Annotated in this window: 18 protein-coding genes and 4 pseudogenes; 6 read left to right on the top strand and 16 right to left on the bottom strand. The window is 68.5% G+C overall.

The window, feature by feature from the left end; all coding sequences use genetic code 11:
- The 8 genes from CCN35_RS12420 to CCN35_RS12385 form a co-directional block, all read right to left on the bottom strand.
- A partial coding sequence (locus CCN35_RS12420; protein ID WP_086792614.1) for a pyridoxal phosphate-dependent aminotransferase occupies positions 1 to 1,313 on the bottom strand: 1,313 nt, incomplete at its 3' end.
- Between the two features lie 152 nt (positions 1,314 to 1,465).
- Positions 1,466 to 2,641 (bottom strand): aldose epimerase family protein, encoded by a 1,176-nt coding sequence (locus CCN35_RS12415; RefSeq protein ID WP_067390193.1) that lies wholly within the window; start codon positions 2,639 to 2,641, stop codon positions 1,466 to 1,468.
- A gap of 54 nt (positions 2,642 to 2,695) precedes the next feature.
- Positions 2,696 to 3,940, bottom strand: coding sequence for a multiple monosaccharide ABC transporter permease (gene mmsB, locus CCN35_RS12410; protein ID WP_067390195.1), 1,245 nt, complete (start codon positions 3,938 to 3,940; stop codon positions 2,696 to 2,698).
- Positions 3,937 to 5,541, bottom strand: a complete 1,605-nt coding sequence (gene mmsA / locus CCN35_RS12405) for a multiple monosaccharide ABC transporter ATP-binding protein (protein ID WP_086792616.1) — start codon at positions 5,539 to 5,541, stop codon at positions 3,937 to 3,939. The genes mmsB and mmsA overlap by 4 nt, the downstream gene beginning before the upstream one ends.
- A 53-nt stretch (positions 5,542 to 5,594) precedes the next feature.
- Positions 5,595 to 6,701 carry a multiple monosaccharide ABC transporter substrate-binding protein gene (chvE, locus tag CCN35_RS12400; protein WP_067390201.1) on the bottom strand — a complete coding sequence of 369 codons (1,107 nt, stop codon included), beginning with the start codon at positions 6,699 to 6,701 and terminating at the stop codon, positions 5,595 to 5,597.
- 134 nt (positions 6,702 to 6,835) lie between these two features.
- Positions 6,836 to 7,804: a hypothetical protein gene (locus CCN35_RS12395; protein WP_067390204.1), complete on the bottom strand. Its 969-nt coding sequence runs from the start codon at positions 7,802 to 7,804 to the stop codon at positions 6,836 to 6,838.
- Between the two features lie 111 nt (positions 7,805 to 7,915).
- Positions 7,916 to 8,920 (bottom strand): zinc-dependent alcohol dehydrogenase, encoded by a 1,005-nt coding sequence (locus tag CCN35_RS12390; protein WP_067390207.1) that lies wholly within the window; start codon positions 8,918 to 8,920, stop codon positions 7,916 to 7,918.
- Positions 8,917 to 10,080, bottom strand: a complete 1,164-nt coding sequence (locus tag CCN35_RS12385; protein ID WP_067390210.1) for a mandelate racemase/muconate lactonizing enzyme family protein — start codon at positions 10,078 to 10,080, stop codon at positions 8,917 to 8,919. Before CCN35_RS12385 ends, CCN35_RS12390 begins: the two co-directional genes overlap by 4 nt.
- Before the next feature lie 209 nt (positions 10,081 to 10,289).
- On the opposite strand from CCN35_RS12385, the pseudogene CCN35_RS30215 reads away from it, so the two are divergent.
- Positions 10,290 to 10,550, top strand: a pseudogene (locus CCN35_RS30215) (SCO2400 family protein); the annotation flags it as partial.
- 21 nt (positions 10,551 to 10,571) lie between these two features.
- Positions 10,572 to 11,096: a hypothetical protein gene (locus CCN35_RS12380; protein ID WP_143631517.1), complete on the top strand. Its 525-nt coding sequence runs from the start codon at positions 10,572 to 10,574 to the stop codon at positions 11,094 to 11,096.
- A gap of 68 nt (positions 11,097 to 11,164) precedes the next feature.
- On the opposite strand, the gene CCN35_RS12375 is transcribed toward CCN35_RS12380, so the two are convergent.
- Positions 11,165 to 11,614: a MarR family winged helix-turn-helix transcriptional regulator gene (locus CCN35_RS12375; RefSeq protein WP_086792612.1), complete on the bottom strand. Its 450-nt coding sequence runs from the start codon at positions 11,612 to 11,614 to the stop codon at positions 11,165 to 11,167.
- Positions 11,615 to 11,709: 95 nt separating this feature from the next.
- On the opposite strand from CCN35_RS12375, the gene CCN35_RS12370 reads away from it, so the two are divergent.
- A complete protein-coding gene (locus CCN35_RS12370) occupies positions 11,710 to 12,708 on the top strand; it encodes an NADP-dependent oxidoreductase (protein WP_067390219.1) in 999 nt (332 codons plus the stop codon).
- 235 nt (positions 12,709 to 12,943) lie between these two features.
- Here the strand turns inward: CCN35_RS12370 and CCN35_RS12365 are convergent, their stop codons facing one another.
- Entirely contained in the window at positions 12,944 to 13,228 is a 285-nt protein-coding gene (locus tag CCN35_RS12365) for a hypothetical protein (RefSeq protein ID WP_143631514.1), read from the bottom strand.
- A 136-nt stretch (positions 13,229 to 13,364) separates the two neighbouring features.
- Between CCN35_RS12365 and CCN35_RS12360 the strand changes: the two genes are divergently transcribed.
- Positions 13,365 to 14,537, top strand: a complete 1,173-nt coding sequence (locus CCN35_RS12360) for a helix-turn-helix domain-containing protein (protein WP_236561322.1) — start codon at positions 13,365 to 13,367, stop codon at positions 14,535 to 14,537.
- Positions 14,538 to 15,086: 549 nt separating this feature from the next.
- Positions 15,087 to 15,320, top strand: a pseudogene (locus tag CCN35_RS30320) (tyrosine-type recombinase/integrase); the annotation flags it as partial.
- 18 nt (positions 15,321 to 15,338) lie between these two features.
- On the opposite strand, the gene CCN35_RS12350 reads toward CCN35_RS30320, so the two are convergent.
- Complete coding sequence (locus CCN35_RS12350) at positions 15,339 to 15,893, bottom strand: Imm1 family immunity protein (protein WP_143631509.1); 555 nt, start codon at positions 15,891 to 15,893, stop codon at positions 15,339 to 15,341.
- Between the two features lie 81 nt (positions 15,894 to 15,974).
- Positions 15,975 to 17,123 (bottom strand): annotated as a pseudogene (locus CCN35_RS30210) (DddA-like double-stranded DNA deaminase toxin); the annotation flags it as partial.
- Here CCN35_RS30210 and CCN35_RS12340 point away from each other — a divergent pair.
- Positions 17,123 to 17,653: pseudogene (locus tag CCN35_RS12340) on the top strand (zinc-binding dehydrogenase); the annotation flags it as partial. The pseudogenes CCN35_RS30210 and CCN35_RS12340 sit on opposite strands and share 1 nt — an antisense overlap.
- 222 nt (positions 17,654 to 17,875) lie before the next feature.
- On the opposite strand, the gene CCN35_RS12335 reads toward CCN35_RS12340, so the two are convergent.
- The 4 genes from CCN35_RS12335 to CCN35_RS30205 all read right to left on the bottom strand — a co-directional run bounded on the left by CCN35_RS12335 (position 17,876) and on the right by CCN35_RS30205 (position 19,179).
- On the bottom strand, positions 17,876 to 18,112 hold the full coding sequence (locus CCN35_RS12335; protein ID WP_067400765.1) for a hypothetical protein: 237 nt from the start codon (positions 18,110 to 18,112) through the stop codon (positions 17,876 to 17,878).
- A gap of 125 nt (positions 18,113 to 18,237) precedes the next feature.
- Complete coding sequence (locus tag CCN35_RS12330; protein ID WP_067400768.1) at positions 18,238 to 18,705, bottom strand: hypothetical protein; 468 nt, start codon at positions 18,703 to 18,705, stop codon at positions 18,238 to 18,240.
- 141 nt (positions 18,706 to 18,846) lie between these two features.
- Positions 18,847 to 18,984 carry a hypothetical protein gene (locus CCN35_RS28345; protein ID WP_158100396.1) on the bottom strand — a complete coding sequence of 46 codons (138 nt, stop codon included), beginning with the start codon at positions 18,982 to 18,984 and terminating at the stop codon, positions 18,847 to 18,849.
- A gap of 18 nt (positions 18,985 to 19,002) precedes the next feature.
- Positions 19,003 to 19,179: an erythromycin esterase family protein gene (locus tag CCN35_RS30205; protein ID WP_107470505.1), complete on the bottom strand. Its 177-nt coding sequence runs from the start codon at positions 19,177 to 19,179 to the stop codon at positions 19,003 to 19,005.
- Positions 19,180 to 19,768 lie beyond the last annotated feature (589 nt).

Below are 19,768 nucleotides of genomic sequence, written 5' to 3'. Positions count from 1 at the left end.
CCGCCGCCGGCGGCGGCCGGGGCGGCGGACTGGGCGGCCGGCATCCGCACACCGGAGCCGTTGGTCTCGTTCACCAGCCGGTCCACCGCCGCCGTGCCCGAGCTGTAGCCGGTCCTGGCGCCCTGCTCGGCGCCGGCGGCCTGCTGCGCCCCCTCCTGCCCGGCCTCGGCGTTGTTCTCCTGGTTCTCCTGGTTCCCGCCGTTGTCGTAGAGCACCTGCTCCATCGCGGACACCAGGCGGCGCACATCCACCTCGGGGCGCACCACGAGCCGCAGGAAGCGGCTGGAGGAACCGATCTTGTTGCCGCACTCGCGGACCAGGATCCGGTGCTCGGTGAGCAGCCGGTCGCGGACCACGGTGCCGTCGGCGCCCAGGGGCAGACGGACGAAGAGGAAGTTGCCCTGGGAGGGGTAGACCGTCAGACCGGGCAGCGCGGAGAGCTGGCCGGCCATCTCCGCCCGGTCACGGCGCACCTGCTGAAGGCTCTGCCGGTACTCCGCGCTGTGCTCCTTCAGCATGAACACCACGTGCTCGGCGAAGGAGTTGAGGTTCCACTTCGGCAGCATCGAGCGGATCCTGCCCGCGATCGAGGGGTTGGCGACCAGATAGCCGAAGCGGATGCCGTGCAGACCGAAGTTCTTGCCCAGGCTGCGCAGCACCACCACATTGGGGCGCAGCATCGCCTCCTGCACCACACTGGGCTCCTCCTCGGCGTCGGCGAACTCCAGGAAGGACTCGTCGATCACCACCAGGTCCAGATCGGCCATGGCGTCCATGAACTGCACGAGGGACTGCCGGTGCTGGAAGCCGCCGTCGGGGTTGTTGGGGTTGCAGATCACGGCCACCCTGGTGCCCCGCTTCCGGATGAACTCGGCGTACTGCGCCAGGTCCAGGACGAAGCCGTTCGACTCCTGCAGCGGGAACATGTCGACCCGCTTGCCGGTCTCCATGGGCTGGTCGGTCCAGCGGCCGAAGGTGGGGACGGGGACGGCGAGGGACTCGCGCACGAGCAGATGGTCGATCCAGGTGATGAGCTCCGTCGAGCCGTTGCCCATCGCCACGCACTGCGGCGGCAGCTGGAGCAGCTCGCACAGCTCGGCGGTGATCGTCTCGGCACTGGACGGGTAGTACGTGATGATCTCCCGCAGCCGCGCCGCCATGTCCTGGAACATCTCGGGCGTGGGGAAGTAGGGGTTGCACGGGATGCAGAAGTCCACCGGGCCGGTCCCGTCGCCGCTCTCCCGCGTCAGCGCCGCCATCGACGGACTGTGGGCCGCGGTGCTGCGGAACAGCGAGGTGACGTTCTCGGCCATGGAACCTCCGTGTGTGGCGGGCCCGGTGGGGACGGCCGGGCCCGTCGTCTGGGGTGGCCCGCGCGGGGGAGCACGGGCCACCCATGGATACGGAGGCGGGCACGACGCCGTTCAACCCAGGTGTGGGGAGTGTGACTTGGGGGTGGACACGATCATCGCACGCCGAACGAGTGGATCGTCGTCGTCCGGTACGTCCGCCCGGGCCGCAGCACGGTCGACGGGAAGTGCGCGTGGTTGGGCGAGTCCGGGAAGTGCTGGGTCTCCAGGCAGAGGGCGTCGCCCTGGCGGTAGGTGCGGCCCCCGGTGCCGGTGAGGGTGCCGTCGAGGAAGTTGCCGGAGTAGAACTGCAGGCCCGGCTGGTCGGTGGCGATCTTCAGGGTGCGGCCCGAGCGGGGGTCGCGCAGGGTGGCGATGGGCTCGGGACGGGTGGTGACCCCCTTGTCCAGCACCCAGTTGTGGTCGTAGCCCTTGGCCTGCACCTGCTGCGGATGACCGGCCCGGAGGTCCTGGCCGATGGGCTTGGCACGGCGGAAGTCGAAGGGCGTGCCCGCGACGCGTGCCAGTTCGCCGGTGGGGATCAGACCCGGGTCGGTGGGGGTGTAGCGGGAGGCGGCGATCATCAGCTCGTGGTCCTCGACGGTGCCGCTGCCCTCGCCGGCCAGATTCCAGTAGACATGGCTGGTCAGATTGACGACGGTGGGTCTGTCGGTGGTGGCCTCGTAGTCGATGCGCCACTCGCCGTGCCGGGTGAGGGTGTACGTCACCTTCACCCGCAGCGTGCCCGGATAGCCCATCTCGCCGTCGGGGCTGGTGCGGTACAGGCGCAGGCCGACGTCGGGGCCCTCGGCGAACGGCTCGACGTCCCACACGTGTTTGTCGAAGCCCTGGGCACCGCCGTGCAGGCTGTTGTCGCCGTCGTTGACGGAGAGCTGGTACGTCGTGCCGTCCAGGGTGAAGCGGCCCTTGCCGATCCGGTTGCCGTAACGGCCGATCAGGGCGCCGAAGTACGGGCTGGACTCCACATAGGCGTCGAGGGTGTCCAGTCCCAGGGAGACGTTCGCGTAGCGGCCGTGCCGGTCGGGGATCTCCAGGGACTGGACGATGCCGCCGTAGGAGAGGACCTTCATCCGGGTGCCGCCGTTCGCCAGCGACCAGCGGTGCACCTGCGTGCCGTCGGGGAGCCGGCCGAACAGCTCCTTCACCGGCTTTTCGCGCCCCGGGGACGGACGGGCGGCCGAGGAGGCGGCCTGCGCCGTGCCCCCGAGTGTGCTCGCCGCGAGGCCCGCTGCCGCGGCGCCCGCGATGACCGTGCGTCTGTTCAGTTCCATATGCGGCTCCTGCAGGACGGGGCCCCGCCCTTCGCGGGCGGGGCCGGAGCTGAGCTATGAACCGGACTTGCGCTTGTTCCACACGTCGAACCCGACCGCCGCCAACAGGGCCAGGCCCTTGATGACCTGCTGCCAGTCGGTGCCGACGCTGAGAAGGTTCATACCATTGTTCAGTACACCCAGGACAAGACCGCCGACGATCGCGCCGAGGACGGTGCCCACCCCGCCGCTCATGGAGGCGCCCCCGATGAACGCCGAGGCGATCGCCTCGAGTTCGTAGCTGACACCCGCCTTCGGGGAGGCCGCGTTCAGCCGGGCGGCCACCACCAGACCCGCCAGGGCCGCGAGCACGCCCATGTTCAGGAACACCTGGAAGGTGACCCGCCGGTCCTTGACGCCGGACAGCTTCGCGGCCGGCAGATTGCCGCCGATGGCGTAGATGTGACGGCCGAAGACGGCGTTGCGCATCACATAGCTGTAGCCGGCCACCAGCACACCGAGCACGATCAGCACGATCGGCGCCCCCTTGTAGCTGGCGAGCAGCAGCGTGACGACGAGCACCGCGGCGACGAGCGCGACGAGCTTGAGCGCGAACAGCCGCGTGGGCAGCACCTCCAGGGAGAACTCCTGCTGCCGGCGCCGGTCGCGCACCTCCTGCCACACCACGGCGGCGATCAGGACGGCACCGAGGAGCAGGGTGAGGTTGTGGTAGTTGGTGTCCGGGCCGACCTCCGGCAGGAAGCCGTTGCCGATCTTCTGCATGCCCTCCGGGAACGGGCCGACGGTCTGGCCCTTGAGCAGGATCTCCGTCAGACCGCGGAAGAGCAGCATCCCGGCGAGGGTGACGATGAACGACGGTATGCCCAGATAGGCGATCATGAATCCCTGCAGCGCGCCCGCCGCCGCGCCCACCAGCAGGCACAGCGCCACGGCGGCCGGCCAGGGCATCTGGTGGGTGACCGTCAGGGCCGCCGCCACCGCGCCGACGAAGGCGGTCAGCGAGCCGACCGACAGATCGATGTGACCGGAGATGATCACCATCATCATGCCGATCGCGAGGATCAGGATGTAGCTGTTCTGCAGCACCAGATTGGAGACGTTGCGCGGCAGCAGCAGATCCCCGTCGGTCCAGATCTGGAACAGCACGACGATCAGCGCGAGCGCGATCAGCATGCCGTACTGCCGCATGTTGCGGCGCAGTCCGTTCAGCACCGGCCGCAGCAGACCGTCGCCCCTGGCCCCGCGGCCGCGGTCCGGCGGCGCGGGGGCCGGGACCCCGGCGGTCGTGTCCGTGCTCATCGCGTCACCCCCTCGCCCCTCGTGCCCCGGGTGCCGTTCGCACTCCCGGCGCTTCTGGTGCCTTTCGTGTCCTTCGTCATGTGACGCATCAGCACTTCCTGGGTGGCCTCGGCCCGCGACACCTCACCGGTCAGCCGCCCGGCGGCCATCGTGTAGATGCGGTCGCACATGCCGAGCAGTTCCGGCAGTTCGGAGGAGATGAACAGGACCGCCTTGCCCTGGGCGGCCAGCCGGTCGATGACCGTGTAGATCTCGTACTTGGCGCCCACGTCGATGCCGCGCGTGGGCTCGTCCAGGATCAGCACGTCCGGACCCGCGAAGATCCACTTGCTGAGGACGACCTTCTGCTGGTTGCCGCCGGACAGCCTGCCCACCGGCTCGAAGACGGTCGGCGCCTTGATGTTCATGGACGTCCGGAAGCCCTCGGCGACCTGCCGCTCCGCGTGCTCGTCGACCACGCCCCGCCGGGCGACCTTGTGCAGGGCGGTCAGCGAGATGTTGCGGTTGACGGTGTCGATGAGGTTCAGGCCGTAGCGCTTGCGGTCCTCGGTGACGTACGCGATGCCGTGCGCGACCGCCTCCGCGACGGTCCTGGTGCGGATCTCCCGGCCGTCCTTGAGGACCGTGCCGGCCGCGTACCGGCCGTAGGAGCGGCCGAAGACGCTCATCGCCAGTTCGGTGCGGCCGGCGCCCATCAGGCCCGCGATGCCGACGATCTCCCCGCGCCGCACCTGCAGCGACACGTCGTCGACCACCTTGCGCTGCCGGTCGATCGGATGGAACACGGTCCAGCCCCGGATCTCCAGCGCCGCGGGCGCGTCCCGTTCGGGCCGGTGCGGGGTGCGTTCGGGGAAGCGGTGGTCGAGGTCGCGGCCGACCATGCCGGCGATGATCCGCTCCTCGGTGGTCCCGGGCGCCTTCACGTCCAGGGTCTCGATGGTGCGGCCGTCGCGCAGGATGGTCACCGAGTCGGCGACCGCGCGGATCTCGTTGAGCTTGTGGGAGATGATGATCGAGGTGATGCCCTGCTTCTTCAGCTCCAGGATGAGAGCGAGGAGCTTGCGGCTGTCCTCGTCGTTCAGGGCCGCTGTCGGCTCGTCCAGGATGAGCAGCTTCACGGACTTCGACAGCGCCTTGGCGATCTCCACCAGCTGCTGCTTGCCCACGCCGATGTCGGCCACCCGGGTCTCGGGATGCTCGTCGAGGCCGACACGGCGCAGCAGCTCGGTGGCGTGTCTGAGGGTGGCGTTCCAGTCGATGAACCCGCGCCGGGCGTGCTCGTTGCCGAGGAAGATGTTCTCCGCCAGGGACAGATACGGCACCAGCGCCAGCTCCTGGTGGATGATGACGATGCCGCGCTGCTCGCTCGCCCGGATGTCCTTGAACCGGCAGGGCTCGTTCTCGAAGAGGATCTCGCCCTCGTAGGTGCCGTACGGGTGGACGCCGGAGAGCACCTTCATCAGGGTGGACTTCCCGGCGCCGTTCTCCCCGCAGATGGCGTGGACCTCTCCCCGGCGCACCGTCAGGTTGACGTCCGACAGCGCCGTGACGCCGGGGAAGGTCTTGACGATCGAGCGCATCTCCAGGACGGGTGCCGCCATGGTGCTGCCTTCCGGTCGGTGGGGGTCGGTGGACACGGCGGTCTGCTCCCGGGCTACTTCCTCAGTTCGGCTTCGGTGTAGTAGCCGCTCTTCACCAGGACCTCCTCGTAGTTGCTCTTGTCGACGCTCACCGGCTGCAGCAGATAGGCGGGGACGACCTTGGTGCCGTTGTCGTAGGTGCTGGTGTCGTTGACCTCCGGCTTCCTGCCGTTCAGCACGTCGTCGAGCATCGTCGAGGCGACCTCGGCGAGCTTGCGGGTGTCCTTGTAGACGGTCTGCGTCTGCTCGCCCGCGATGATCGACTTCACCGAGGCGAGCTCGGCGTCCTGGCCGGTGATCACCGGCAGCGGCTTGGCGGCGGTGCCGTAGCCGTCCGACTTCAGCGCGGACAGCACGCCGATGGATATGCCGTCGTACGGCGAGAGGACCGCGTCGACCCGGCCGGTCTTGTAGGAGGAGGTGAGGATGTCGTCCATGCGCCGCTGGGCGGTCGCGCCGTCCCAGCGCAGGGTGGTGACCTGGTTGAGCTGCGTCTGGCCGGACTTGACCACCAGCTTCTTGCTGTCCAGGTACGGCTTGAGGACGCTCATCGCGCCGTTGAAGAAGTACTTGGTGTTGTTGTCGTCGTTGGAGCCGGCGAACAGCTCGATGGTGAAGGGGCCCTTGCCCTCCTTCAGCCCCAGCTTGTCGACGATGTAGCTGGCCTGCAGCTCGCCGACCTTCTGGTTGTCGAAGGAGGCGTAGTAGTCGACGTTCTTCGTGCCGAGGATCAGCCGGTCGTAGGCGATCACCGGGATGCCGGCGTCGGCCGCCTCCTGGAGCACGTTGTTCAGCGACTTGTTGTCGATGGCCGCGATGATCAGGCCCTTGACGCCCTGTGTGATCAGGTTCTCGATCTGGGAGACCTGGGTGTCCGGGTCGTCCTCGCCGAACACCAGCTTGGTCTTGTAGCCCTTGGCCCGGAGGTTCTTGACGACGTTGTCACCGTCCGAGATCCAGCGCTCGGAGGACTTGGTGGGCATCGCGATGCCGATGGTGGCGCCCTTGAGGTCGCCCGCCTTCTCCTTGCTGCCGCCCTCGCTGTCCTGCCCGCAGGCGGACAGGACGAGGGCGAGCGAGACGGCCGCGGCCGTGGTGAGGAAAGCTCTGCGGTTGCGCATGGTGATCAGTCCAGTCCTTGGTCGGTGTCGGAACGTGTGCCGCAGGGGTCGGAGCGTGTGTCACAGGAGGAGCCGTGTGCCGGAGACGGACGTGAACGACGTGAACGCGGGCGGACATGGAGGAGGCGAAGAGGTCAGGCGTCGGAGGGGAAACGGCGGAGCGTCCCCGGCAGCCGGGAGCCGAGCGGGGCCATGCCGCCGTCCGCCCGGTGCCGGGCGAGCAGATCGAGGACGAGCCGGCCGCGCCGCACCCGTTCCCGGGCGGTGGCCAGGGCCGCCTCCCGCAGCTGATGCCCGTACGGGTAGATACCGGGCGCCTTGGCCAGGCCGAACTTCAGATACAGCGGTGCGCCGCGCCGGATCAGCTCGGCGACCTCGTACATCCGCACATAGCCGCCGAGGTCGTCGGGGGCCTCGATGTACATGTCCATGGGGGCGGCCGACACCCGGCGGATCTCGGTGAGGTGCTGGGGCGTCAGATCGCTGGGCACATTGATGGAGTCGGCGCCCAGACGCTCGAAGACGGCGTACGACGCCGGGTTGACCGGGCCGATCAGCGCGGACACCTTCAGGGTGGTGTCGGCCGGGAGGATGCCCGCCTCACGGGCCCGGTGCAGCGTCCACAGCACGCCCTCGTCGGCGACGAGCAGACACTTCACTCCCAGCTCCGTCGCCCGTACGGCGTCCTCGACGCAGCCGGCGACCGCGCCGTGCCCGCGGGCGCGCGGACCCGCGCCGCGCGACTCGGAGAACACCGAGCCCCCGGTGTCCCAGGTGCCGCGCGGGCCGGTGAACAGGCACAGCTCGATGTTCCGTTCGCCGGTCGCCTCGACCATCTCGGTGATCTCGGCGTCGGTCAGCATCCACACGCCGCTGCCCTGGCTGATCCGGTGGATCGGCACCTCGAGCCGTGCGGCCTCCTCGAGGACCACCGACAGCACCTCGGGGCCCTCGCACGAGGGGATCTCGGTGCGCCAGCGGCCACCGCCCGGGAAGGAGTGGGGGGAGGCGTCGGCGGGATCGGGTGCGGGGGCGCCCAGGCCGAGGGCGGCCAGCGCGTGCTCACCGGGACTGCGGGCTGCCGTGGCGGAAGCGTCGATCACGGGCTGTCCTCCGGGTTCGGTTGTCGGACGGGGTGCGTGACTGCCGGGGAAGGGCACGGCGGCGGTGCGCTGTGCCGTGCCGTCGTCGGGACGTGCCGCTCGCGGCGCGCGTCAGGGCCGGAGCAGGACCTTGCCCACCGTCGGGTCACCGGTCCCCACCAGGTCGATGGCCTGCGAGAACGAGGTGAGCGGGAGTTCGTGGGTGACCAGCGGAAGCGGATCGAGCAGCCCCGCCGCGAACACCCGCACCGTGTGCGCCCAGGCGCTCGGCGGCGCCCCGAAGACGGTGTGCACCTCGAGCTGCCGTACGACGAGATCGGTCGGGTCCAGTCCCTGGGCACCCGGCGCCGGGATGCCCGTCAGGACCAGCCGCCCGCCGCGCCGGAGCAGCGTGGCGGCGGTGCGGGCCGCGTCCGCGGACCCGGCGGCCTCGACGACGGCGTCGAAGCCCTCGGGGAGGTCCTGGTCCCGGGTGAGGAAGCCGGTGGCGCCGAACCTTCGGGACAGCGCCTCGCGGTCGCGCCGTGCGCCGACGACCAGCAGCTCGGCGGGCGAGGCCGCCCGCAGGAACTGCACGGCGAACATCCCGAGCGTGCCGGTGCCGACCACCGCGACCCGCTCTCCCGGCCGTACGTTCGCCTTCAGCGCGGCGGCCGCGACGCAGGCGGCCGGCTCCAGCAGGGCGGCGGCGGTGAGATCGGCGTCCTCGGGCAGGGGGTGCAGCAGCCGGGCCGGGAGCGTGAGCGTGGCGGCCATCGCACCGGGCCGGGTGAAGCCGGTCTCCTCGTACCCCGCGGTGCACAGGGTCGTCTCGCCGGCGTGGCAGCGGTCGCACACCTGGCAGTTGCGGAAGCCCTCGCCCACCACCTTGCGCCCGACCAGCTCCCCGGGCACCCCGGCGCCGACCCGCCGGACCGTCCCGGACCACTCGTGGCCCGGCGTCAGCGGGTAACGGACGTACCCCTCGGGCCGGTTGCCCTGGTACACCTCGCGGTCGCTGCCGCAGATGCCGACGGCGTGCACGGCGATCAGCGCCTCGCCCGGGCCGGGATCGCGCGGTGTGTGCGGGACCAGCCGGTGCACGCCCGGTGCCTCGACGACGACGGCGGCGGTCATGCCGACCCCTGGGGCCTGCGCCGCTCCCAGCCCTCGGCCCACAGGTCGAACCGGGCCTGCTGCTGGGGGAATTCGGCCGCCGCGTCGACGTCCAGCTCGACGCCGAGACCGGGGGCGTGGGAGAGGTGGAAGCAGCCGTCCTCGGGGTTCACCTCCGGGGCGCCCCTGACCACCTTCTTGATCTCCGCGTCCGCGAAGTCGTTGAAGTGCTCCAGGATCTTGAAGTTCGGTGTGGTGAAGCCGAGCTGGAGGGAGGCCGCGGTGAGCACGGACCCGCCGACGTTGTGCGGGGCGAGGAGCATGTAGTGCGTCTCGGCGGTCGCGGCCAGCTTCCGGGTCTCCCAGATGCCGCCGATGTGACCGACGTCCGGCTGGACGATGTCGGCGGCCTGCCTCTCGAACAGCTCCCGGAACTCGAGCCGGTCGTGGATGCGTTCACCGGTGGCCACCGGGATGTCGACCTTGGCGGCGATCTTCTCCAGGGCCTTCAGGTTCTCCGGCGGGCACGGCTCCTCCAGCCAGGCCGGCCGGAAGGGCGCCATCTCCCGGGCCAGCCGGACGGCGGTGGCGGGGGAGAAACGGCCGTGCATCTCCAGCATCAGCTCGACGTCCGGGCCGATGGCGTCCCGCACGGCCTCGACGAGCGAGACGGCGTACAGGGTCTGCTGGTGGTCGAGTTCCAGGTGCCCGGTGCCGAAGGGGTCGATCTTCAGCGCCCGGTATCCGCGCTCCACGACCGCCCGGGCGGCCTTGTGGTACCCCTCCGGGGTGCGCTCGGTGGTGTACCAGCCGTTGGCGTAGGCCTTCACCCGGTCGGTGACCCTGCCGCCGAGCAGCTGCCACACCGGTAAGCCGAGGGCCTTGCCCTTGATGTCCCAGCAGGCCATCTCCACGACCGCGATGCCGGACATCACGATCTCGCCCGCGCGGCCGTAGTCGCCGTACTTCATCCGGCGCACCAGGTCCTCGATCGCGAACGGGTCGGAGCCGAGGAGGTGGTGGGCCTCGGCCTCCCGCAGATAGCCGATCAGCGCGTCGGTGCGGCCCAGCATCCGGGTCTCGCCGACCCCCGTGATCCCCTCGTCGGTGTGCACCTGGACGTAGGTCAGGTTGCGCCATGGCGTTCCGACCACATGGGTGCTGATTCCGGTGATGCGCATGGCGGTCGCCCCTCAGCTGTGATGGCCGTTCGATATTTCGTCATGCGTTCGAAATGCTGGCGTGACAGTAAGGAGAGGGCGCCGGAGGTGTCAATGGGTCCAACAGATAACGGTTTTGGCGATCCTCTCGACGGCTCTTTCGATTCCCCACCAAACCTTCACGCAAAAGCCTGGGCATGCCCCCGCGCGGAACCTAGTCTTCCCGCGTCATGAACTACTGCCACCCGTGCCAACGGCACCTGAACGGCGCTCTGACCTGCCCGGGGTGCGGTACTCCCGTGGAGGCGTACGCCGAGTTCACGGCCGTTGAGCCCGCGGTGGCGGGGGAGGGGCCGTCACAAGGCGGCGGCTTCGGGGCCGGTGCGGAGCACACCGGCCCGGAACAGGCGGGTCCGGAACGGACCGGCCGGAACGGGTCCGAGGCCGGGGCCGCGAGGGCTCGCCGTCGCGGCGGCAGGGCCGCACCCCGCCGGCGCCGTCGGCCTCTTCTCGTGGCCGCCGGTCTCGTACTGGCCGCGGGCGGCCTCGCCGGACTCGGCGTCGGCTCCTCGGCCCTGCCGGACCTCTCCGGCTCCGAACCGGCCGCGGTCGAGGGCGACGGGCGGGCCGAGGACGACGGTCCGTCCCCGGACCCGGAGGAGACGGACGGCCCGGCGGACCCCGCGCCCGGGGCCGCCACGGGCACGGCCTCGCCGGACGCCTCGGCGTCCGCCTCCGTGTCCGCGTCCCCGTCCGCCTCCGAGTCGGCGGACGACGAGCGGTCCGGGCCGGACCCGACGGAGACGAGTGCCCCGCAGCAGCCGGCGCAGACACCGAGGAACGAAGGCGCGGACGGCGGCTCGGACCCCGACGAGGGTGAGGGCCCCGGCAAGGGCGCGGGCGCCGGTACCACGAATCCGCCGCCCGACCAGGCTCCCCGGCCGACGAAACCCCCGGCGGAGGACCCGGAGCCGTCGGACCCCGAGCCGACCCCGAGCCCGAGCTCGTGCACACGGTTCCTGTGGTGGTGCACCTGACCGGGTGCCGGCCGCGGCCCGCGTCACCCGCCCGGACGACGCGGGCTCAAGCATTCCTGGAATTCCCGTCAATTCCAGGAATGCTCGTTCACCATCCGCCGCAACAGGTCCCGCAAGGCCAGCCGCTCCTCCTCCGACAGGGCGGCCAGCGGCTCCCGTGCGAAGCGCAGCCCCTCCCGCAGCTCCTGGGCCACCTGCCGCCCCTTCTGCGTCGCCGCCGCGAGCTTCACCCGCCGGTCGGAGGGGGCGGGCCGCCGCTCCACCAGCCCCCGCGCCTCCAGCCGGTCCATGATCCCGGTCACGTTCGACGGCTCGCACTTCAGCTTCTGCGCGAGCTTCCGCATCGGCAGCGGCTCCAGCGACAGCAGGCTCAGCAGCCGTGCCTGCGCGCCGGTCAGGGCGTGCTCCGCGGCGGCGGCCTCGTAGTCCTCGTGGAACCGGGCCACGACGTCTCCGATGAGTTCGACGACCTCCAGGGTCAGTGCGTCGGGGCGCCGGGTGTTCGGTGCAGTGGCCATGGCGCCAGGGTACCCGCTTGCTTGACAACCTGAAATATTCAGGTCAATTATTGTTTCATATAATGAAGTAAGTGGAGCGGACGGAAGACACTGTCATGATCAATCGCGAGTGGCACCTGCTCAGCCGCCCGGTCGGCCTGCCCAAGCCCGAGAACTTCGCCCTGGTCGAGACAGAGGCCCCGCAACCGCGCGAGAACCAGGTCCTCGTACGCAACACCTACCTCTCCGTCGACCCCTACATGCGCGGCAGGATGAGCGCGGCCAAGTCGTACGTGGACCCCTATGAGCTGGGCAAGCCCATGGAGGGCGGCGCGGTCGGCGAGGTCGTCGCCTCGAACGCCGAGGGCATCGCCGTGGGCGACCACGTCCTGCACTCCGGCGGCTGGCGGGAATACGCCGCCGTGGACGCGCAGCGCGCCGTCAAGGTCGATCCCGAGGCCGCGCCCCTGTCGGCCTACCTCGGCGTCCTCGGCATGCCCGGACTCACCGCCTACGCGGGCCTGCTGCGCGTCGCCTCCTTCAAGGCGGGCGACATCGTCTTCGTCTCCGGCGCGGCCGGCGCGGTCGGCAGCCTGGTGGGCCAGCTCGCCAAGCTGAAGGGCGCCTCGCGGGTGATCGGCTCGGCCGGCTCCGACGAGAAGGCCCGGCTGCTGCTGGAGGAGTACGGCTTCGACGCCGCCTTCAACTACAAAAACGGCCCCGTGAGCGAGCAGCTGCGCGCCGCCGCCCCCGACGGCATCGACGTCTACTTCGACAACGTCGGCGGCGACCACCTGGAGGCCGCCATCGGCTCCCTCCGGCAGGGCGGCCGCATCGCCGTCTGCGGCATGATCTCGGTCTACAACAACACCGAGCCCGCCCCCGGCCCGAGGAACCTCATCCGCCTCATCCAGACCCGCGGCCGCATCGAGGGCTTCATCGTCGGCGACCACCGCGACCTGCAGCCGCAGTTCGTGCGCGAGGTCGGCCCCTGGGTGCGCGAGGGCCGCCTGAAGTACCGCGAGACGGTCGTCGAGGGCATCGAGAACACCCTGGAGGCCTTCCTCGGCCTCCTGCGCGGCGACAACATCGGCAAGATGGTCGTCAAGCTCTGAAAGCTCCGACACCGGACGCGAGGTGCGGCGGCCGGGGACTTCCGTGACGTCCCGGCCCGCGGATTCCCGGACCCCGGCCGCCGTCGGGACCCGGATCACTCGACGTCATGGAGCACTGCGGCAGCCGCGCGGGGATTCACGATGGTGGACCCGGCTCTCCATCCGGGATGCGCCCATCGATCGGTGACACGCACCACTCATGGCTGCAGGCGGGAGAGTTCCATCCCGCGGCATGTCACAGGGCTTCTCCGCCCGGTCGGGGGAGCTCCGGGCCGTCCCCCGCGAAGGGGCCCTGGAGCTCCCTCGCCGCCTGTGGGTCGGCCCACGCCTCGGCCGTGGAACGCCAGGAGGCGAGACTATGTACAAACGGCAGCAGCCCTGTCTCGGCGCCGGCGATCAGCTCTGTCAGCAACTCGCTTACGCAGTTGCGCCGTTCGCTCTCGGGGAGCCAGTGCAGCCAGGGCAGCTCCTCCACCAGGGCCTCCCCGGCTTGAGCGGGCGCCTCGGCCCAGGCCGCCACGTACTTCTCGAGTGTCCTGCCGCCTGTGAGTGTCCGGGTGAACACTGTCAGCTGATCCGGAGCGGCGTTGCGAGGGTACCGTCTGAGTGTTGCCGCAGAACGGAGTTCCGCCGTGTCGCAGAGCATCGAGGAGCACATGGGGTCTCGAATCGCCCGCATCCGGAAGCAGCGCGGCCTGACGCAGCAGGGGCTGGCGATGCGGGCTCACGTGTCGAAGTCGCTGCTGTCGAAGGTGGAATGCGGGCAGAAACCCGCCTCCCCGGCTCTTGTCGCGGCCTGTGCCCGCGCGCTGAGCGTCTCCACGTCCGAGTTGCTGGGGCAGCCCTACGCCGAGGAGCTGCGCCGGGACCGGATGGACGCGCTGATCCAGCCGATTCGTGAAGGGCTGGAGAACTGGGACATCGCGCTGGACTGGGAGACGGCTCCGCGTCCGGCCGCATTGATCTGGGCGGATGTCCAACGGGTGCTGGAGCAGCGACGGCAGGCGCAGTACACGGGCATGGTGCGCGACCTGCCAGGGCTGATCGACGAGTCGGTCCAGGCGACACACACCAGCACGGGCGAGGAGCAGCGGCTGGCCTACGAGTGCCTGGCGGAGACGTTCCGGTGTGTGTTCACCGTGGCATGGAAGCTCGGTTTCCACGATCTTGCGACCGTCGCGCTGGACCGGCTGGCGTGGACCGCTCCGCATACCGATGAGCCGGGCCTGGCCGCCATGCATGCCTTCCTTCGTGCGCAGACCACGATGGCGTCGGGGCGGTACGACGTGGGACTGCGGGTGGTCGACCGGGCTCTGCGGGACCTCGACGGCCAGACATCACGCCGCCCGAAGGGCATCGAGGCGATGCGGGGCATGCTGCACCTGCGCGCCGCGACCATCGCGGGGCGTATGAAGGACCGTGACCACGCCGACGCCCGTCTGGCCGAGGCTCGTGCCCTTGCCCGGGCCACCGGTGAGGTGCCTGACTTCGGCGTCACCTGGGGGCCGGTGAACGTCGGTGTGCACGCCGTCGCCATCGCCTCGGAGGCCGACGACTTCGGGCGGGCGATCGAACTCGCCGAGGATGTGCACATCCCGCGTGGCTGGACCCGCTCCAGGGCCGGGTACCACTGGATGGACCTCGGCCGGGCGCATGCCTGGGCAGGCCATCCGGAACAGGCGCTGGACTGCCTGTACCAGGCCCGGCGCATCGCCCCGCAGCAGACTCGCTACCACCCGACCGTGCGGGAGACCGTGCTGGCGCTCAAACGGCAGGAGCGGATGCGGAGCGGCTCGCTGGCGCAGTACGCGGAGTGGGTCGGGATATAGCGGGTTCCAAGCAGGAGGAGTTGCACCTTTCGGTGCAGCTCCCGTGCATAGCCGATCGGCACTCTGACGCAATGTCAGAAAACCCATGACCGGGCAAACGGTCCTGGGACGCGGTCAACGCTGACAAGGAGCGTCGACGTGCCGCACTGCATCGTCCGCATCGTCGAGCCGCTGCTGCGGTTGATCCGGCCTGCACCGGGCCGCCATCGCAGCCCCGGGCGACAATCCGCCGGCCTCTGTGCGCAAACGCCTGCCGCACATCGGTCGCGGGTACCGGCCGCTCGGGACCGTCCAGCATCAGTCCTCCGTCTCCAACGCGGCCGGCGGGTGTCTGTCTCCTGCTCGCAGGGGGCAGACGCAACACGTTATACAGCTGTTGATGCCGTAGCTGCACGGGCCGAGATCCGCACCCAGGGACTTGAGCTGCGCCTTCATGACAGCGCAGGCGTCGGGTAGCCGGAACGTGAGCTGCTCAATGCCCGGCCCCAAGACTCGGGCTCCCGAGCGCCGCATCGTCCTTTTTCACTGTCACTTGCTGCTTTCACTGTCACTTGCTGCGTCCAGCCTCTGAAGCTCCGGCCACGAGCAGCAGAAGCACGAGCACAAGGCCGTGGCGCCACGTGGCTGCACGACGGGCACGTGTTCACCACCGCGCAAGGCCGACCGATCGACCCGGCCAACCTCACCCGCACCTTCATCACGCTCCTCCGCAAGGCCGGCCTCTGCCGCATCCGCTTCCACGACCTCCGCCACTCGACCGCCACCCTCCTCCTGGAACAGGGCGCGACCTCATTTTGCGCCTCAAAATGGAGACCTGTCCTCTGCACTCTCAAGCCTATTAACTATGGGATCCCGATCCAAGCGCTGGCCATTGAAATACCCCTCAATCCAGTTGACACACTCAGGTCGGTCTCCGGTTCCAGTTTCGCAGAATTCTTCCAATGCCTTGCGTACTTGAGAAAGCGGAAGGGCGCTATGTGGATCATGGAAAAGTGGATAGCCTGGATCCGAGATGAGTTGCGGATCGAAGTTGGGCGGCTGCGGATTGTCCGAGATCCATACAGAGTCGTAAATACCCCCTTTCCTGGGGCTCTTCATTGTTACCCCCCAGATAAGAGCCCCGAAGCCGGTCGACCTGTTAATTGCCACCTGAAGAAGATTGTCTGCGACCTGATTCTCGTCGGTATGAGGAGTTTTGGAGAGGGATAGCGAAACATTAAACCCCGCCGCCAAAGAATTACTATTCGCACTCGACCTGAGCCTGCCATCGTCAAAAATCAGGGAAATCAATCTAGACATTTCATCTGAATTGCCAGCGTGGCGCCATGCTCGATCAATAAAGACATTGAGAATCACGGATAAACTCCTTGGAATTTCACGAAAGGTTCAGGGGGGCGCCTCGCCAAGCGCCCCCCTGCATGTTTGTAGCACTTACCCCTAAGCTCGACCTCGCAGTCGAGTCATAGTCATGACGCCATCGTCGCCTCGGTAGTGAACTCGCAACTCATACCCAACAGGCAGGAGGAGCGGAACTGCAGTCTGACATGAGTACGGCCCCGGGCAGGGACCACCGCGGTGATTAATCACCAGGTCCACCGACCTTCTACCTCGAGACACCATGTGCCAGGCGATTTTGGCTTCCACATGCGTGGCCGCATTAAAACCACCAGACCTAGGGTAGTCGGGTGCGACGTAGGAAAGATATGCGTCGATCTGATCTGCAATCGCACCACCACCACTCCGCACCTGGTGACCTACAGGAGTCGCAGTGCCATCCTCGGCGATGTCGACAACCTGACCCACTGTCGGATCGCGATCGCCACGGACCGGAAGGCTGGACTCAACACTTCCGACACCGCAATTGTGAACGAGGACCGTTTCGCTCCCCGCCAGCACATAGTACGTGTGGAGGTTGCCGACGGTGAGGTTGTGGACGGTGGATCCGGGGCTCGTCCAGCGCTGGATTGCGGTGATCTGGACGTAGGTGCCGGCGCTGGTCTGGAGCCACTGGCCGGCCTTGAGGTCGGTGGCGTCGATCCATTTGCCGAGTTCGGGGACCCAGAAGGGGTGGCCGTCGGTCGCGGTGATCTGGGCGGTCTTGGTGCCCTTCTTGCCGTCGGTGTCGATGGTGATCTTGACCAGGTGCTTGAGGCCCTGGCCCTTGATCTCGGCGGTGACCGTCTCGATCCGCTTCTCGCCGGTCTTCGGGTCGGTTGCGATGACCTTGTTGTCGGCCTTGACCTTCTCGATCGGCTTGGTGGAGCCGTCGGCCATCAGGACCTTGGTGTCCGGGGTGAAGCTGTTGTCGACCCTCAGGCAGGAGCCGCCGCTGGAGCTGGAGCTGCCGCCGTCGGCCTTGCCGGACCCGCCGCTGCCGCTGGAGCCGCCGCTGTTGCGGGAGGAGCCGCCCGAGCTACCGCCGGGCTTGGAGCCGGTGGCCTTGCTGCCGCCCCCGCTGCCGGAGCTCTTGCTGGTGCTGGCCACGGACGACGACTTCGGGGCTGACCTGGCCTGGGCCTGTTTCTGGACGGGGTTGCCCGTTTTCTTCGTCAGGCTGACGGCCTTGTCGGTGGTTCTCTTCGCCTGTCGGCAGCCAGGTGGGCCAGCTGGCCAAACTGAAGGGCGCCTCGCGGGTGATCGGCTCGGCCGGCTCCGACGAGAAGGTCGAGCTGCTGCTGAAGGAGTACGGCTTCGACGCCGCCTTCAACTACAAAAACGGCCCGGTGAGCGAGCAGCTGCGTGCCGCCGCCCCCGACGGCATCGACGTCTACTTCGACAACGTCGGCGGCGATCACCTGGAGGCCGCCATCGGCGCCCTCAACCGGGGCGGCCGCATCGCCGTCTGCGGCATGATCTCGGTCTACAACAACACCGAGCCCGCCTCCGGCCCGAGGAACCTCGTCCGCCTCATCCAGACCCGCGGCCGCATCGAGGGCTTCCTCGTCAACGACCACTACGACCTGCAGCCGCAGTTCGTGCGCGAGGTCGGCCCCTGGGTGCGCGAGGGCCGCCTGAAGTACCGCGAGACGGTCGTCGAGGGCATCGAGAACACCCTGGAGGCCTTCCTCGGCCTCCTGCGCGGCGACAACATCGGCAAGATGGTCGTCAAGCTCTGACTCCGGGCGCGAGTTGCGGCACCGAGGGTTTCTGTGCTGTCCCGGCCTGCGGAGCCCCGGGTCCCGGCCGTCGCCGGGGCCCGGATCACTCAACGCCGTCGAGCACGTCGGCCGCCGCGCGGGGATCCATGACGTTGGACCACGCCTGTTCCGCCGAAAGGAGTTCCCGTCGTGGACAGCGCAGAGCGGAGGCGTGCTGAGCGCAGGGGGTTCTCGGTTTCGTCACTCGTCGATCCCGCCGACCGCGTCGATCTCCTCTGCGGTCAATCCGATCAGCAGTATCACGTCCGCATGGAGAGAACCGTCGAGGCCTTGGAGCGCTTCGACCGTGCCGTCCCCCAGGTTCTTCAGATCCTTTTTCGTCAGGCCCAGAAAATGCGCACCCTGACTGATCAGCTGGTTCGCTTCCGGATCCACCTTCAGCGGGGACTGCCGAGCCGTCTTCGACACCGCCACCACGGCTCACCTCCAGGAGCACGGTAGCCAAGTACCTCAAGTTTTGGTTCTCCAGTCGGCATGCGCTCACCGGTCAGCGGCACGAGCCACCCACGACTTCGGGCGGGGAAGTTCCTTCCTGCGGCCCGTCACGAGGCCTCCCCACCCGGTCGGGGAAGGAGTTCCGGACCGTCCCCGGCGAAGGGGGCCTGGAGCTCCTTCGCCACCTGTGGATCGGCCCAGGCCTCGGCCGTGGAACGCCAGGAGGCGAAACTGCGCGCGAACGGCAGCAGTAGCCCTGTCTCGGCGCCGGCGATCAGTTCTGTCAGCAACTCGCGTACGCAGCTGTGCTGTTCGCTCTCGGGGAGCCAGTGCAACCAGGGCAGCTCTTCCGACAGAGCCTCCTCGGCCAGCGGCCGGTGCCGGTCGGCTAGGAGGGCCAACGACCGAGCGGCTAGCCGCATACCGCTGAGGATTGCCTCGAACCGCTCTTCCCGCATCAGTACGAGGTTCTCCTCGTCGCGGTGTTCCAGCATCACATCGGTGTGATCCAGCGATGGCAGGACCTGGGCCGGACTGCGGAGGAAGGAGCTGTAGGGGAAGGTGCGCACAGTCATGTCCAGCAGGATGTCTGAAATGCCGGCCAGGTGGTCGAGAGATCGTGACACTGCATCTTGTCGATCAGTATCTCGGCGGTCACGAGCAGCAGCGCGTGGACCAGCAGCACTCGCAAAACCCCTCAGGGACTCGATCACGGTCTACGGCTGGAGTGTCAGGGGGCGGGAGATGCTGGACACTGCGACGTAGGCCAGCCCGTCGTACACATCGGCCAGTACGACCGGACTGTGGTGGAGCCGGTAGGTCCAGCGTGGCACCACGGCGCCGAAGCTCCGCATGACATGTTGGCTGTGAAGTCACTGCCGAACAGCAGGACGAGTAGCGTAATGGGCATTGCCACGCCGAGTGCGCAGGTGCTGCCCCAACGTCGATACGACTCTGCCGTGACGGTCCGTGGCGATGTGGCCGTTGTGAGCCCGCAGGACGACTCCGGCGGACGGGTTGGTGAGGAGTTCGTCGATCGTGTCGACCATGTACTGGTTGTAGGCGTGGTGATGGTCCGCCGATTGCGGTTACTTGGCCGACCCTCGTATGGATCTTGCCATCGGCGTCGATGGTGACCTTGACCAGCTGCTGGGGCCTGGCGCTGATTCCGGTCATGGTGGCCGAAAGGGCGCGGAGTGAGGTCCGTTGAGTGTCAGTCGTGGTAGCACTCTGGCTTCGGCCTCATGAACCGTTGGTATGCCAAGGTCCATGCGCCGTTCTCGCGGCATATCCGTCTCATCATGGACAGCCGGTCTTTGGCCCAACCTTTGAACAGCAACTCGGTAGGTCACCTGACACGACCGTTCGAAGTCTACGGCGCCCACAGCACTGTCCAATCCAGCTTCCAGGAAGCCGACCGTTTCGATGGCACGCGCGGATATCTCGTCACGGGACATGGCCTCGCCCCGGTTCAGATGAGTGAGGGCGGCAGCAAGTCGCGGTAACCAGCGAGGAACTCCTTGGGCAGAGGGAGCGCGGAAGCCTGTTCCCACAACTTGCGGTTTGTCTCCTAGGTGTTCTGTCCACGGAGGTTGGTGACAGCGATCACTGACGTGTGATCTTGAAATGGGTGAGGGC

Source organism: Streptomyces thermovulgaris, assembly GCF_002155915.1.
Lineage (GTDB): Bacteria > Actinomycetota > Actinomycetes > Streptomycetales > Streptomycetaceae > Streptomyces > Streptomyces thermovulgaris.
This window is presented reverse-complemented; position numbering and strand designations above follow the sequence as displayed.